Genomic DNA, 15,166 nt, shown 5'->3' on the forward strand with positions numbered 1-15,166 from the left:
GATGTGTGGAATCTTCGGCGCTGTCACCAATCCCGCCGTTCCCCTGGACCCGCAGGCGGGGCTCGCGGCCTTGCGTCATCGCGGCCCCGACAGCGAGGGCGTCGCCACCGAGGAGCTGCGCGGCCGGCAGGTGCTGCTGGGGCATACCCGCCTCGCGATCCTCGATCTGAGCCCGGCCGGCCATCAGCCGATGGCGAGCCGCGACGGGCACTGGCTGCTCTCCTATAACGGCGAGGCCTACAATCATCTGGCACTGCGCCAGGATCTGGCCGGCGGCTTCCGCGGCCATTCGGACACCGAGACCCTGGCCGAATCCCTGGCGGCGCGGGGGCTCGAGGCGAGTCTGAGCCGGCTCGACGGCATGTTCGCCTTCGCCGCGCTCGACCGGAAGGAGGGCAAGCTCCATCTCGTCCGCGACGCCTTCGGCATCAAGCCGGTCTATTACATGCGGCTGCCCCAGGGGATCGCCTTCGCTTCGGAGGTGCGGGCGCTGCTCGCGCTGACCGGCATCTCGCCGCCGGTCGACGAGGACGCGCTGCAATGCTTTCTCACCCTGCGGTTCGTGCCCTCGCCGCGCACGCTCTGGCAGGGCATTCATCGCCTTCCCGCCGGCCATCGCCTCGAGTACGACCTTGTCAGCGGCGAGCTCGCGCTCGCGCGCTATGTCGAGCCGGTGGCGGAGCGCTACGCTGGCAGCCGCGAGGACGCGATCGAGCGCTATCACGACATCCTGGGCGAGGCGGTCGAGCGCCAGCTCCTGTCGGACGTGCCGGTGGGGGTCCTGCTCTCGGGCGGGATCGATTCGGCCCTGGTCGCGGCGCTGGCGAAGGAGAAGGGGCACCGGCTGCCCTGCTACACGGTGGGTTTCGGCGCCGGCCACAAGGAATGCGAGATCGAGGACGCGCGCGAGACGGCCGGAGCGCTGGGCCTGCCCTTTGTCGCCGTCAATGTCGCGCCCGAGGACCTGATGGCGACGCTCGACCAGGTGATCGACAGCCTCGAGGAGCCGATCGTCTCGACCTCGGCGCTCGCGATCTGGCATCTGATCGGGCGGATGCGCCAGGACGTGACCGTGGCCTTGAGCGGACAGGGCAGCGACGAGCCCTGGGGCGGCTATACCCGCTACCAGAACGAGGTGCTGCGCCGCCTGCTGCCTTCGCCCGCGGTGGCGGGCTGGGTCGGGCGCGCCATGGCGGGCTACGGCAAGCTGCCCGAAGCGGTACAGCGCGCGCTGCGCAGCCTGCCGATCGAAAGCCCGGCCGAACGGTTCCGCGAGGCCTACGCGCTCTTCACCGGCAGCCAACGCCAGGCGCTCACCGGCCGTGCCGACGACGGCCAGGCACTGGGCGATATCGGCTACTGGCTCGACTGGAGCCGGGGCACGGGACGCGAGCCGGTCGAGACCATGATGAGCGTCGATGCCCGCACCTGCCTGCCGGACGACTGGCTGCTCTATACCGACAAGATCTCGATGGCCTATGCGCTCGAGGTGCGCGTGCCGATCCTCGATCTCGAGGTGGTGCGCTTCGTCGAATCCCTGCCGCGCGCCTTCCGGCTGGCGCCGGGCCGGCGCAAGATCGTCCACAAGATGATGGCGCGCCGCTTCCTGTCGCCGGCCATCGTCAACCGCAAGAAGAAGGGCTTCCCGATCCCCTTCGGCGCCTGGTCGCGCGACGCGCTCAGGTCCCGGGTCGAGGGAATCCTGCTCGAGACCCTGCCGCGGACCGGCCTCTTCAACCGCGTGACGATCGAAACGCTCTGGCGCCGGCACCTGGCCCAGGAGCAGCCGCTCGACCGGCAGATCTATGCGCTCTTCATCCTGGGCAGCTGGTTCGAGCGGTTCCAGGCCGGGAAGGGGCGAGGGAGCACGGCGGGCCTGGCTTCGGCGGCCTGAGGCGCCACGCCCTCAAAGATGCGGCTCGCGGCGCTCGGGCGCCGCGGGAACGGCGCGTCGCGGCGGCGGCTGATGGCGGGCCCGGCGGATGGGCTCGCGGTTTGCCGCCTCGCGCACGGCCTTCTCGTGGCGAGCCCGGGCGAGGGCTTCCATCAGCTCGCGCTGCATGATCGGCAGGATCAGGAACAGCCAGATCGCCTGCAGGTGATGCGGGCGGAGGTAGGAGCTTTCGAGGAGGTTGTAGAGCCCGATCGACAGGATCATCGCGTAGCCGAAGGCGCGGGCGGGTATGTCGAAGGGATGGCGCGGCGTCTGCTGCAGCAGCCGGTGGCCGAGCCGGATGCACCAGAGCAGCGAGAAAAGCGCCAGGCCGAGGCCGACCAGGCCGATCTGCAGGAAAAGATCGAGGTAGCCGTTATGGGCCTGGCCGACGACGCCGAGCCAGCCCACCGACCGCGCCAGGCCGAACGAGTTGTCGAGACCGTTCACGTCCCAGAAGGCGCCGAAGCCATAGCCCAGCCAGTAATGCTGCTGGATCTGGTCCCAGATGACCTCCCAGAGCGGCAGGCGGCCGGTGAAGGTCAGGTCGCCGAACAGCGCCGTGCCGACCTCGGTCGCGGTGACGCCGGAGCCCATGAGGATGCCGGTGACGCCCGCCGCCGCGAGCCCGAAGCCGATCCAGCAGATGGCGCCGACGGCAGCGCCCTTGCGCACCGTGACCGCCCAGAGCGTGCACCAACCCATGACGAGAAAGGCGAGCGCGCTGCCGGTCTTGGAGCCGGTCGCCAGGATCAGCAGGTAGAAGAAGGCTGAGGCCGCCAGGATAAGGAGCCGGTTGAGGGTCCATTGATAGCGGAAGGCGAAGAAATACCAGCAGATCGCCGCCATCACTGCGACCTGGCCGGCGGTGTTCTTGTGGCCATGCATGCCCACCAGCTGGCCCTCGTTGTTGATCGCGTGGCTCGGAATGCCGAGCGCGCCCAGCACGTCGGCACCCATCACGATGCCCGTGATCAGCATGGCGTAGCGGTGGAACTCCCAGAGCGGGATCTCCACCACGGCGATGCCCAACGCCGCGCCATACATGAGCCAGAGGACGGCCACGCGGCGGACGGTCAGGTCGGGCAGGGGCGACCAGAGGGCCGTCGCCGTCGCCCAGGCCATCACCAGCAGCAGCGGCCAGGCGTTGCGGGCGATCGCGAATGCCATCCGGGCGCGCGCCAGGAGCAGCGGCCCCGCCAGCAGGATCGAGCTGAGCCAGACGATCTGGTTCAGGCTGCCATCCGATGCGCTGCTGGCGCTGTCGACATCGGTGCCCGAAAAGGGCCGCGTGCCGATGAGGGCGAAGGCCAGGAGGAAGAACAGCAGGAAGCGGCCGAGCGCCCCGGCCAGCCACCCGCTCTGCGGCACCGGCCCGATCGCGCCGAGCCGGAGCGGGCCCGCGAGAGGGGGCCGCCAGCCGGTCGCGGCGTCGCTGTTGGGGGCCATGGGCCGGGGCGGCTTCTAGCCGACGTAGTAGCGTTGCAGATCGGCGTAATAGGAACTGGCGTCGCCATAGCCGTAGCGGGCATGGCGTTTCATATCGACCATCGACAGCGCCACCCCGGCGAGATCGGCGCCGGCATCGACGAGCTGGCGCACGGCCATGACGGCGGTGTCGGCGCGGGTGCGTTCCCAGCGGACGACGAAGATCGTCTTGTCCACGAGGCGGCAGAGGATCTGCGCGTCCGACACGGCCATGACCGGCGGCGTGTCGATGATCACCTGGTCGTAATGCTCGGCCAGCGCACCGAGGAAGGCCGACAGGCGCTCCGAGCCCAGCACGTCCGTGGCGCTGGTTCCGGGGGCGGTGCCGGCCGGCACGATGACGGCATTGGAGCGCAGGTCCGGATGCAGGATGTCGTCGAGCTCGGCCGTCCCCCGGATATAGTCCGACAGGCCGGCCTTGCGCCGCAGCCCCAGCCGCTGGCAGAGATCCGACCGCCTGAGGTCGCAATCGACCACCACGACCTTGCGGCCGGCCTTCGCCAGCAGCCGCGCATAGGCCAGCGCCAGCGAGGTCTTGCCCTCCTTGGGCAGGGACGAGGCGAACATGACGGTCTTGGGCGGGCCCGAGCGCGAGGCGAGGGCGACGCCGGTATGCAGGCTGCGCAGCGATTCGGAGAGCGCCGAGGCCGGACGGTCGACGACATAGTCCTCGGGCGTGCGCCAGCGGCCGAGCCAGGTCTTGGCCAGCGGGATGAGGCCCAGCGCCCGGGCGCCGATCACGCGCTCCACCTGGCCCATGCTGCGGATGCCGCGGTCGAACTCCTCGCGCAGCAGGGCGATGAAGAGGCCGAGCATGAGGAAGGCCGCGGCGGCGACCACCGCCAGGATCCGCTTCTTCGGGAAGGACGGCTTCTCCGGCTCGCTCGCATGCGAGATGATGCTGGCGTCGGGCTGCTGCAGGCTCTGCTCGCTGCCGGTCTCCTTGTAGCGGGCGAGGAAGTTCTCCAGCAGCGTCCGGTTGGCGTCGGCCTCGCGCTCCAGCGAGCGCAGATGGATGTCCGACTGGTTGAGGTCGGCGACCTGGTTCTTGATCGTGTCGAGGCTCGACTGCAGCGAGGCCTCGCGTGCGCTCGCGACCGCCACCTCGTTGCGATAGTCCTTGGCGATGCGGCCGATCTCGGTGCGGATCTTCTTCTCCAGGTCCCTGAGCTGGGCCCGGGCGCTCTGCATCTTCGGATGCTGCTCGCCATAGGTCTGGGACAGATCGGCGATGTTGCGCTCGACCTCGGCCTCCTGCGCGCGCAGGCTCTGGATCAGCGGCGATTGCAGCACGGCGCCGGCGGAATCGATCCCGTCGGCCGAGCCGGCGAGCTTCTCCGCCTGGGCCAGCTTGGCCTCGGCTTCGGCCCGGTCGGTGCGGGCCATCACCAGCTGGGTGTTGAGCTCGGCCGCCTGCTGGGAGGGCAGCGTATCGTCCTTGGTCTGGACCAGGCCGTTGCTGGCGCGATAGTCCTCGACCGCCTTGTCGGAGGCCGCGACCTGCTCGCGCAGCTTGGCCAGCTGGCCGTCGAGCCAGTTGTTGAGGGACTTGTTGACCTCGAACTTCTGCTCGATCTGGACGTTCAGATATTCCTCCGCCAGCGTGTTGGCGACGCGCGCCGCGGTGTTCGGGCTCTCCGACTGGAAGCTGATCGTCACCACGCGCGACTGGCCGGCGGCTCCCGCATCGAGCCGCTTCAGGAACTTCTCGACGATCCGGTTGTGGTTGCGGCGGAGCTCCTCGACCGGGCCGATCTTCGAGGACCCGAGCAGCGCATCCGCCCAGCTGTCCGGCAGGTAGGTGCGAGGATCGGTCAGCGCCGAAAGCCAGGCCGGGCCCGGATCCAGCTCGGGATTGAACTCGGGATCGTTCGCCAGGCCGAGCTTGTCGATGACCCGCTCCGCCATGTCGCGCGATTCCACCACGGCCGTGGCGCTGTTGATGGCCTCGGTGTCCGGCGTGATGCCGGCGAGAAGCTGGTCGCTGTCCAGGATCTTGGTCTGGGCGGGCACCAGCATGATCTGGGCCGAGGCAGTATAGCGCGGCGGGATCAGGAACAGGACGCCGACCGCCAGAACCGTGCCGACGCCGGCGATCGCCGCGATCATGCCCTTGCGCCGCCAGATGCGGCGGAAAAGCTCGGGCAGATCCGGGCCGCTGGGCGCGGCCCAGACCTGGACAGGGGGCGGCGGCTGCATCGGCACCAGGGGTTCGGAGACCGACTGCAGCATGGGAAGCCGTGGATCCGCCATCGTTCGCGTCCTTTCAAGTCTAGGCGATCCAGCCCTTCCCGCCTGATCGCGGTTGGATCGTCCGTCCCGCCTAGAAGAAGCGCTCCGGAACCTCGATCACGTCGCCCGGCTGCACGACCGTGCTCTGGTCGGCCTCGAGCTCTTCCAACTGGCCGTCGACGTCGCGGTTGATCTTCATGCGTCCCTCGCGGGCGCGGTAGGTGAAGCCGCCCGCCAACGCCACCGCGTTCATCACCCGCATGCCGTTCACATAGGGATAGCTGCCGGGGTTCTTGACCTCGCCCAGGATGTAGAAGGGCCGGTAGTCGGTCACCTCGACGCTGATCTTGGGATTCTTCAGATAATCCTTCGACAGCTTCTCGGCGATGGCCGCCGCCAGCTCGTTCGTGGTGCGGCCATGGGCGTCGACATCGCCGATCAGCGGCATGGCGATGGCGCCGGTGGCGTCGACCTGGAACTCGCCCGAGAGCTGGTCGTCGCCGAACACCGTCACCCGGACCTTGTCGCCGGGCCCGAGCTTGTATTGCTCGGAGGCGGCCTGGAGATGACCCGACAACATCATCACAAGACCGAAAACGACCAGGCCCTGAAGGCCGATATGGAAACGTCGCAGCACGTGGCTTCTCCCGACAGTGGCGGCGAGGGACATCCGACATCCCGCCCCCCGCGTTCGCGAAGGCGCCCTCGATGCGCCGGTTAGAGCTTGAGAACGAGGCTGAGCAAGATCAGGTTGCGGGTGTAGTCCTCATCGCTTTCGCTCGAGTCTCTCGTATCGAACCGGTACTTCGCCTCGAGCGACATGTAGCGGTTCATCAGATATTCGGCGCCGGCGCCGGCGAGCCACAGGTCGTCGTTTCGGCTGATGCCCTCATAGTCCCGGTTGCTGTAGCCGCCATAGACATTGAGGATCAGGTTGCGTAGCAGCTCGTGGTCGATGTTGAGGATGGCGTCGGTCGCGAAATAGCCGGCGGCGCCGGGCGTCGTGGTCTCCTGCAGCGTCCGGGTCAGGGTAGCGGTAACGGTGGTGATGCCGGTCACGTTCCAGGTCAGCGCCGCGCCGAAGCTGGGACCCTGGACGGTGTCGAAGGCGGAGTCCTCGTAGAACTGCGACTGGTAGCCGGCGAAGATGTCGGCGCGGGTCACGCCGCCCAGGTCGATCGCCAGGCCCGCCACCGTCTCGAAGCCCTGCGAGTTGCGGTTGAAGCCTTCGTTGTCCCGGTCAGTATCGTAGTCCTGGCGGTTGTAGGAGGCGCGGACATAGGCCTCGTAATCCGGCACGATCTCGTAGCTGACGGTGACGCTGCCCAGGCTCGACAGGCGATCGCGATCGTCATTGTTGATGGTGGCGCCGTTCTCCGCCTCGACATCGAAGTAGTTGTAACGATCGAGGCGTCCGTCGATCTTGACGGTGAAGCGGCCGAAACGGTTCTGGTCGCCGATCTCGGTCCGGAAGAGGTCGTATTCCGTCGGGAACTTGCCCTGGCGGTCGTCGGGCGAGGACCGGTCCTCGTGCTCGCGGCGATACATGAAGGCGCCGGTGAGCTGATCGTCGCGCGTCACGTCGAGGCGGCCGTCGGTGCCGAAGTGATAATCGACATAGTCCTCGCCGGTATGATCCGCGTAATAGCCGGCCGCGGCGCCCGCGTCGAAATTGAGCTCGTGATTGTTCCAGTTCGACTGGAGGCTCAGCTCCGGCGCCACCTCGGTGATGAAGTCGCCGTCGGTATGGTCGGGCCGCGCGAAGATATTGTCGTTGTAGATCTCGGAGGTGCGCACCGAGGGGTAGGCATAGAAGCCGCCCAGATGCACGCCCAGCGCATCGACCTCTGGCCGCTGGCGCTCGCGCACCGTCACGTCGCGCGGCACTTCTTCGTACCCCTCGCTCGAGGCGTTCGAGCCCGATGTCGTCGTCGAAGAGCCGGAGGGCGTCGAGGACGAGCTCGACGGGGATGTCGCGGCATCCGCCAGCAGCACGCCGTTCGCGCTGAGAATGAGGGGCGCGTTCGGGGAAGCGGGGCCGTTGGCACTGGTCGTCAGCATGCGCTTCTGCGGGCTCGATCCGTCCGTCGCCGAGCTCGTCCCGGCTTCACGCCCGGCGTCCTTATGCGGGGCCGGGAAGTTCAAGAGCAGATCGTCGGCTGCTCGCGATGGCTCTTCGGCCAACGAGGCGCCGACGCCGATGAACACCGCTATCGCCAAGGCCAGGTTGCGATCCAAAGCGTCCCCTTTTTTGGTGGCGCATCGAGGCCGGTTCGCGACGATGACATCCGGTCGTTCGACCGTCGAAGCCACGTCCGGCCGCCGCTTGCGCCGATGCGTTGGCAGAGCCCCCTTGTTCCGCTCTCTGCAAACGCTGGGGGCAGCGAAGAAATTCCTGTTGTGCCAGTAGGATAGCGTCGCATCGTAGGGGCCGTTGGTGCGCCGCAGCGAGAGGCAAAGTTGTGGCTCCTGCAGCGCTGAAAGAGATGGTTAAGACCGTCGAAATCAAAGCTGATTGGACAATCGACAAGTGCCCCACGGAGAGGCATCGCCTGTGGCAAACTTGTCGTCGCGCGCCGGCGAGGCGGCGGCGAATTTCACATCGGTCTTCCGTGCGACGGCCGGCAAAGCTTCACCTTTTCGTGACGATGCCGGTGGCGCGGGAATAGAGCGCGGCGGCGGACGGTCTCCTTGGGGTCGACCCACCCGGAACGAGGAGAGCTGGTCCCATGGATCGCGATATCGCCGTGCCTGCTTCGCCGATGACGGCCGCCGCAGGTCACGGCACCGTCACATCAAGCCCGCGGTCCCGCCGCGCCGCCCTCGGTTGCATGGCCTGGGCCGGCACGGGGCTGCTCTGGACGCTGGCCGGCGGGGTGCCTTGCAGCCTCGGCCTGATCGGCGAGGCGCGTGCCGACGAGGTGCCGGCGGGCGGCTTCAGCTTCGTGCAGATCTCCGACAGCCATATCGGCTTCAACAAGGAAGCCAATCCCGACGTGGTGGGCACGCTGCGGCGCGCGATCGGAGCGGTGAACGCGCTCGAATCCCGCCCCGCCTTCGCGCTCCATACCGGCGACGTCTCGCATCTCTCGAAGCCCGAGGAGTTCGGGCAGGCGCGGGAGCTGTTGCAGGAGATGAAGGTCGATCGGATCCATTTCGTGCCGGGCGAGCATGATGCGCTCGATGACGGCATCGGCGGCTATCTCAAGCTCTTCGGCCAGGGCTCGGGCGACCCCGGCTGGTACAGCTTCGACCAGAGCGGCGTCCATTTCGTCGGGCTGGTGAACGTGACCGACTTCCAGCCGAAATCCCTGACCCGGCTGGGGGACGCGCAGCTCGAATGGCTGGAGAAGGACCTCGCGGGACTGTCGGCCAGCACGCCCGTCGTGGTTTTCGCCCATATCCCGCTCTGGACCATCTACGAGCCCTGGGGCTGGGGCACGGCCGATGCGCCGCAGGCGCTGTCCTACCTCAAGCGCTTCGGCTCGGTCACCGTGCTGAACGGCCATATCCACCAGGTGATCCAGAAGGTCGAAGGCGATGTGAGCTTCCATACCGCGATGTCCACGGCCTATCCGCAGCCGAAGCCGGGCGAGGCGGCGGCACCGGGGCCGTTGAAGGTCGAGCCGGGCGAGCTAGGAAAGCTTCTGGGCACGCGAAGCGTCAAGGTCGTTCCCGGCAGCCGCGCGCTCGCCCTGGTCGACGCGCCGCTCGATCGGCCGGCCTGAGCCGCCGCGCACAAGACCTGTTTCAGCAAGGGTGCTTCAATGTCGATTGCAAAGGCGGCGCCGATCGCCGCGTGGATCCGTGCGGTATGGCGGCTCCTCATCCTGGGACTGATCGCGGCCGCTCCCGGTGCCGCGGAAGCGGCCGACAGCGTGACGATCGAGATCAGCAATTACAGCTTCGCGCCCATGGACGTGACCATCGCGCCGGGCACCACGGTCGTCTGGATCAATCGCGACGAATCCCCGCACACGATCGTTTCGACCGATCGCCTGTTCGGCTCGAAGGCGATGGACACCGACGACCGCTACAGCTTCACCTTCGGGACGGAGGGCGATTACGGTTATGTCTGCAGCCTGCATCCCTACATGACGGGCATGATCAGGGTGCGGAAACCTTGAGCGGTGCCGGCAACATTACGGAACCGTAAGGCGAGTGAAGGCGCCAGCATGGCCCGCTCTCATGGTTCCGTCACGGCGGGTGGCCTAGATTCCCCCTCCATGATCCCGTCATCCCGGAGCGACGGTCCGAACGCAACCGACGACAAGGTCAGCCGCATCGAGGCGCTGGTCCTGCCGCATCTCGACGCCGCCTACAACCTGGTACGATGGCTGGCCCATAGCGAGCAGGACGCGGCCGACATCGTCCATGAGGCCTTCCTGCGCGCGGTGCGCTATGCCGACAGCTTCCAGGGCGGCAATGCCCGCGCCTGGTGGCTCGCCATCGTGCGCAGCACCTACCTGACCTGGGTCTCCAAGGCGACGGGGAGCCGCGCGCCCCTGTCGCTGGAGGAGGTGACGAAAGCCGGCGACGAGGACCAGCCCGCCGATCCCGGCCGGAGCCCCGAGGAGCTCGCCCACTGGTCGCAATGCGCGGACATGCTGGCCGAGCTGCTGGCGGCTTTGCCGACCGGCTTCCGCGAGATCATCCTGCTGCGCGAGATGGAGGAGCTCTCCTATCGGGAGATCGCGGATCTGCTGCAGGTGCCGGTGGGCACCGTCATGTCGCGTCTGGCGCGGGCCCGTGAGATGCTGAGACGGGCCTGGGCCGAGAGACGGGCGGGGTAGGGCGACCATGGATTGTAGAACCGCCAGCATGCTGCTGCAGCCCTGTTTCGACGGCGAGCTCGACGAGGGAACGGCGGCAAGTGTCAGGGCGCATATCGCCGCTTGCGCCGACTGCGCCCGCGAGATGGCGGCGCTGCAGGCGCTGCGCGACGCGATGAAGCGATCCGTGCCGCGCTACACGGCCCCGCAGAGCCTGCGCGATCGCCTGAAGCAGCCCATCCCTTCGGCCGGGCCCGCCGCCGCGCCGCTACGGCCGGCCCGCCGCTTCCCGCCGCCCTGGCTGGCGATCGCGGCTTCCCTGCTGCTGGCGGCGAGCCTGGGTGCCGGCCTGGCATGGCGCTGGGGGCCTGCCGGTCCCGCGCCCGCCGCGAGCGAGCTCCTGCTCCACGATCTCGTCTCGAGCCATCTGCGGGCGGTCGCGGCCAGCAGCAGCGTCGATGTGCTCTCCTCCGATCGCCACACCGTGCGGCCCTGGTTCGCCGGCAAGGTGGAGGTGGCGCCGCCCGCGATCGATCTCTCGGCGCAGGGGTTCGAGCTGGTCGGCGGCCGCGTCGACTATGTCGGCGCCCGCCGCGTCGCGGTGCTGGTCTACAAGCACGGCCAGCATGTGATCGATCTCTTCGTCCTCCCGGAGGACACGCCGGGCATGACGGGAGGCGAGGCGACGGCCGGGGCGGTGATGCGCCAGGGCTTGAGCCTGGTCCATCGGCGCGTTGGCGATGTCCAGGCCTGGGCCGTCTCGGATCTCGATTCCAAGGAGCTCGCCGCCTTCGGCGACGCGCTGGCCGGCGCCCACTGAGCGCCGCCGGGCGACGGGGAGCCGCGCGGCAAGGTGGGCTCAGGCCGACTGCGGATGGAAGATCGCGTTGTAGGCGTAGGCTTCCGGATCGCCGCCCACGGCGATCTTCTTCAGCCCCGAGCGGGTGTAGTGACGATCCGCCAGGCGATAACCGTGCCGGGACATGAAGTCGAGGGTCTCGGCCTTGCCGCGCAGATTCATCTCGATCTGGATCGAGCGCGGCTTGTCGGCCCGCATCAGGGTCCGGGTCATGCCGCGCAGGATCAGGAGCTCGTTGCCATCGACGTCCAGCTTGACGTGATGGGGCATGCGGAAGCCCTGGCCGTCGATCAGATCGTCGACCGCCATCGCGGCCTTGGGCTCGGAGAGCGCAGGGCGGAACTCCTGCTCCTCGCCGTCCCGCAGCGAACCGAGCTGGCTGTTCGAGGTGCCGGTCATCAGCGAGATGTAGTTGAAGGGGATGAGGCCGCTGCGGTCGTTGAGCGCGAAGCTGCAGGGGCTGACGATCCCGGCCAGATCGTTGACCGCGATATTGTCCACCAGCCGGGCGAAGTTGGCGCCATGCGGCTCGAAGGCGTAGACGCGCCCCTCGGCGCCGACCTGCTGCGCGGCCATGACGGTGTAAAGGCCGATATTCGCGCCGATATCGTAGAACACCTCGCCCGGGCGCACCTCGGAGACGATCCAGGCGCAGGTGCCGGCTTCCTTGACGAGCGCGCTCATGCAGCGGCGCAGGTCGCGCTTGCCCTCGCACTGGAAGCGATAGGTCTTGCCCTCGGCCTGGATCTCGACATCGGGGCGCAGCGCGTCGCGCGCCCAACGCGCGAAGCCGATCTGTATCTTTCGCCATGGGCTGGGCGGCCAGCGGCGCCCGTCGGTTACGATTTTCACGCGGCCTCTCGCTTGTCCCGGCAGTCGGGCGGGCGGCACCTTAGCCGGTCGATTCCCGGGGCGCCAGGGGCGCTCGCGGCGGTTCGGGCGGCATTGCCGTCGCCGCCGGGGCGGCTCCACGCGAGGCTCGGGACGCGGCATGCGACCGGTCGCCGCGGCGGACAGGATTTCAGTCCGGGTTGGCGGCCAACCGCCCGGTGTTTGGCGCTCTTTCGCGGCCCGGCGCCGGGGGCAATCGCTGTGGAACCGGTCGGTTTGGTGCGATAATCTCGGGCCCGCCCGATCTCCGTTCCTCATTGCATCCGAAGCCGGCGCCAGACCGCATGTTCTTCAATCTCGACAGCCTGAAGATGCGCTACGAGCCCTTTCCGATCGGGCTCGCCCAGCCGCTCATGGAACCGGACACCTACAATCAGTTCCTGGACAGCTTCCCCGCCAAGGAGCTGTTCCTGCATATGCCCAAGTTCGGCGACAAATACGTGCTGTCGGAAAAGTTCAATCCGAAGAACTACCACGACTATATCCGGTCGCGGCCGATCTGGCGGGAGTTCCACGACTGGATCAAGGGCGACGCGTTCACCCCCTTCATCCTCGACACGCTCAAGGACCGCTATATCGATCTCGGCCTCGACGGAAAGCCGCTGCGGGGCCTGCGTCGCCTGCGCCGGCTCTTCCCCGGCAACCGCAAGGACATCCGCCTGAACGCCCGCTTCGAGTTCTCGATGCTGTCGGCGGCCGGCGGCTATCTGCTGCCGCACACAGACAACGCCAACAAGATCATCACGCTCGTGATCTCGATGGCGCGGCCCGGCGAATGGAACGAGGCGATCGGCGGCGGCACCGACGTGCTGCGCCCGAAGGATGTCCGCCACGCCTTCAATCATCTCAACGAGCAGGCGCAGTTCGCCGATTTCGAGGTCCTGGACAGCTACGCCTTCCGTCCGAACCAGGCGGTGCTGTTCGTCAAGACCTACAATTCCTGGCACTCGGTCAGCCCGATCACCGGCAACGACCCGAACATCCTGCGCCGGACCCTGACGATCAATATCGAGAAGCCGAAATGGGCCTCGTGAGGCGCTGAGCCGCCTCGGCCCCGTTTCCCCCGGGAACGCGCCGATCAGCGCGCCGCGAGCTTGGTCAGCGAGGCGGGCGTCGCCTCGCTCACGATGCCGTCCTGGACCCGGATCACCTTGTCGGCGACCGTCATCCAGGCCGGCTGGTGCGAGATCGAGAGCACCGTGATGCCGCTGTCGTTCGAGAGCTCGCGCACATTGCGGACGATCTCCGCCTCGGTCACCGGATCGAGGGCGCTGGTGGCCTCGTCGAGGATCAGCAGCTGAGGCTTGTGGATCAGCGCGCGGGCCATGGCGATGCGCTGCCGCTGGCCGCCGGAGAGCAATCCGCCGCGCTCGCCGACGACATGGTCGATGCCGTCGCTCAAGGCCGAGACGAAGCCCCAGGCCCCGGCCTGCTTCAGCGCCCGTTCGACATCCTCGCGCGTGAAGCTGGGCTCGCCCAGGGTCACGTTCGCCATGATCGTGTCGTGATAGAGCAGGAGCTCCTGCGGCACATAGCCCACCATCATGCGCCACTTCATCACGTCGATCGAAGGCAGCGGCTCGCCGTCGATCAGGATCTCGCCGCCGGTCGGCTGGTGCAGGCCGAGGATGAGATCGACCAGCGTCGTCTTGCCGGCGCCGGATGCGCCGATGACCGCGGTCACCTCGCCCGCGGTCACGGTGAAGGAAGCGTGATCGACCACCCGCTTGCTGCCGAAGGCCATCGAGACATCGCGCAGCTCGACGCCGCGATTCAAGGTCGGCACGCGGCCGATCGCGGTCGCCTCCTTGGCGCCGGCGGCATCCTCGATCGCGTGATAGATCGACCAGTAGCCGCTTTCGGAAATACTGACAGCCTGCAGGTCCTCCTGGACCCGACCGATCACCATGACCGTGCGCACCAGCAGGAGCGCCATCACCAGGAGCTCGGCCAGCGGGATGCTGGCGAAGGTCGCCGCGACATAGGTGCCGAACCCGATGCAGATCAGGATGATCGGCTCCTGCAGCACGCGGCTGGCATGGCGCGCGGAAAGCTGACGGCGCATGGCCTTGTCGATCGCGCCGATATCCTTCGCGAACAAGGCGGCGAACTGGGCCTGGCGGCCCATCGCCTTCATCGGCTTCAGCCCGACCAGGACATCGGCCAGCCGTCCGATCATGGTCGTGGTGCGCTTGGTCTGCTTGCGCGCGTTGCGGCGCGCGGTGACGATGAAGCGGCTCAGCGAGAGCATCATGATCACGCCGATCGCGAAGGCGAATGCCGCCAGCTTCCAGGAGAAGGCTGCGGCGATCCCCAGATAGATCAGCGCCTGGATGATGTGGGCCATGAAGTTGGCGACCGCGCTGTAGGCCTCGCTCGCGCGCATCGCGTCGAAACCGATGGCGTTGGCGAACCGTCCCACCGGCTCGCGCACGAAGAAGCTCCAGCGGGCCTCGAGCAGCGACGTCACCAACTGCATCCGCATCTTGGTGCCGACCCGCGCCACGGCATGGCCGACCTGACGCATGGCCAGGAGATGCAGGGCCGCCTTCCCGATCATGGCCGCGACCAGGATGGCGAGCAGGATCAGGAGGTCGTGCGGAAGGCCGAGATAGTCGAGGGCGTCCGAGACATATTTGCCGAAAACGCCCTGGTTGGCGCCGGTCGGATCGCCGGCCGCGGCCAGCAGCGGGATGAGGCTGGCAATGCCGATGCCCTCGAACACGCCGCTGGCCAGCAGGCAGAGCAGGACCACGAAGTTGCTGAGCGGCGGGGCCGCCGCGGCGATCCGCAGAATCTGCGGCACCCGCGATTTCTTGCGCTTATGGGGATGGGGGCGTTTCTTGGGCATCTCGTCCTGTGCGTGGAGGCGCTGGCCGGGGGAGGTCCCCTCTCGGGCCGGGAACGCCGCTCCCTGGCGGAGGCGGCGTCATGGGCGCCCGAGGCGCTGTAGGTCCGGGGGCGGGCAGGGGCCTGAGCGGCACCCCCGGA

The 15,166-nt window shown here is 68.0% G+C and carries 12 protein-coding genes; 6 read left to right on the forward strand and 6 right to left on the reverse strand.

The features are described 5' to 3' along the window. Position 1 precedes the first annotated feature (1 nt). Positions 2 to 1,894, forward strand: a complete 1,893-nt coding sequence (asnB, locus tag FRZ61_RS01720; protein WP_151114663.1) for an asparagine synthase (glutamine-hydrolyzing) — start codon at positions 2 to 4, stop codon at positions 1,892 to 1,894. Between the two features lie 12 nt (positions 1,895 to 1,906). Here the strand turns inward: asnB and FRZ61_RS01725 are convergent, their stop codons facing one another. From FRZ61_RS01725 to FRZ61_RS01740, 4 genes are all read right to left on the reverse strand, one after another. Beyond that, positions 1,907 to 3,382: an O-antigen ligase family protein gene (locus FRZ61_RS01725; RefSeq protein WP_151114664.1), complete on the reverse strand. Its 1,476-nt coding sequence runs from the start codon at positions 3,380 to 3,382 to the stop codon at positions 1,907 to 1,909. 15 nt (positions 3,383 to 3,397) lie between these two features. Further along, a complete protein-coding gene (locus FRZ61_RS01730) occupies positions 3,398 to 5,674 on the reverse strand; it encodes a GumC family protein (protein WP_151114665.1) in 2,277 nt (758 codons plus the stop codon). A gap of 70 nt (positions 5,675 to 5,744) precedes the next feature. Next, the gene (locus FRZ61_RS01735) at positions 5,745 to 6,290 is read right to left on the reverse strand and encodes a polysaccharide biosynthesis/export family protein (protein WP_225309058.1); all 546 of its coding nucleotides are present in this window, start codon (positions 6,288 to 6,290) and stop codon (positions 5,745 to 5,747) included. An 80-nt stretch (positions 6,291 to 6,370) separates the two neighbouring features. Beyond that, positions 6,371 to 7,714 (reverse strand): outer membrane beta-barrel protein, encoded by a 1,344-nt coding sequence (locus FRZ61_RS01740; RefSeq protein WP_151114667.1) that lies wholly within the window; start codon positions 7,712 to 7,714, stop codon positions 6,371 to 6,373. A 668-nt stretch (positions 7,715 to 8,382) separates the two neighbouring features. On the opposite strand from FRZ61_RS01740, the gene FRZ61_RS01745 reads away from it, so the two are divergent. The 4 genes from FRZ61_RS01745 (at position 8,383) to FRZ61_RS01760 (ending at position 11,245) form a co-directional block, all read left to right on the forward strand. Beyond that, the gene (locus FRZ61_RS01745; RefSeq protein WP_225309059.1) at positions 8,383 to 9,381 is read left to right on the forward strand and encodes a metallophosphoesterase family protein; all 999 of its coding nucleotides are present in this window, start codon (positions 8,383 to 8,385) and stop codon (positions 9,379 to 9,381) included. A gap of 39 nt (positions 9,382 to 9,420) precedes the next feature. Further along, entirely contained in the window at positions 9,421 to 9,780 is a 360-nt protein-coding gene (locus FRZ61_RS01750; protein ID WP_151114668.1) for a cupredoxin domain-containing protein, read from the forward strand. Between the two features lie 99 nt (positions 9,781 to 9,879). Beyond that, entirely contained in the window at positions 9,880 to 10,446 is a 567-nt protein-coding gene (locus FRZ61_RS01755; RefSeq protein ID WP_151114669.1) for a sigma-70 family RNA polymerase sigma factor, read from the forward strand. Positions 10,447 to 10,453: 7 nt separating this feature from the next. Continuing rightward, complete coding sequence (locus FRZ61_RS01760) at positions 10,454 to 11,245, forward strand: anti-sigma factor family protein (protein ID WP_151114670.1); 792 nt, start codon at positions 10,454 to 10,456, stop codon at positions 11,243 to 11,245. Positions 11,246 to 11,284: 39 nt separating this feature from the next. Here the strand turns inward: FRZ61_RS01760 and FRZ61_RS01765 are convergent, their stop codons facing one another. After that, positions 11,285 to 12,136, reverse strand: coding sequence for an FkbM family methyltransferase (locus tag FRZ61_RS01765; RefSeq protein ID WP_191909249.1), 852 nt, complete (start codon positions 12,134 to 12,136; stop codon positions 11,285 to 11,287). Positions 12,137 to 12,459: 323 nt separating this feature from the next. Here FRZ61_RS01765 and FRZ61_RS01770 point away from each other — a divergent pair, with 323 nt between their 5' ends. Beyond that, positions 12,460 to 13,209 carry a hypothetical protein gene (locus FRZ61_RS01770; RefSeq protein WP_151114672.1) on the forward strand — a complete coding sequence of 250 codons (750 nt, stop codon included), beginning with the start codon at positions 12,460 to 12,462 and terminating at the stop codon, positions 13,207 to 13,209. Positions 13,210 to 13,253: 44 nt separating this feature from the next. Here the strand turns inward: FRZ61_RS01770 and FRZ61_RS01775 are convergent, their stop codons facing one another. Next, positions 13,254 to 15,026, reverse strand: coding sequence for an ABC transporter ATP-binding protein (locus FRZ61_RS01775; protein WP_225309060.1), 1,773 nt, complete (start codon positions 15,024 to 15,026; stop codon positions 13,254 to 13,256). Between the last annotated feature and the right edge of the window lie 140 nt (positions 15,027 to 15,166).

Origin of the sequence: Hypericibacter adhaerens (genome assembly GCF_008728835.1) — a bacterium.
GTDB lineage: Bacteria > Pseudomonadota > Alphaproteobacteria > Dongiales > Dongiaceae > Hypericibacter > Hypericibacter adhaerens.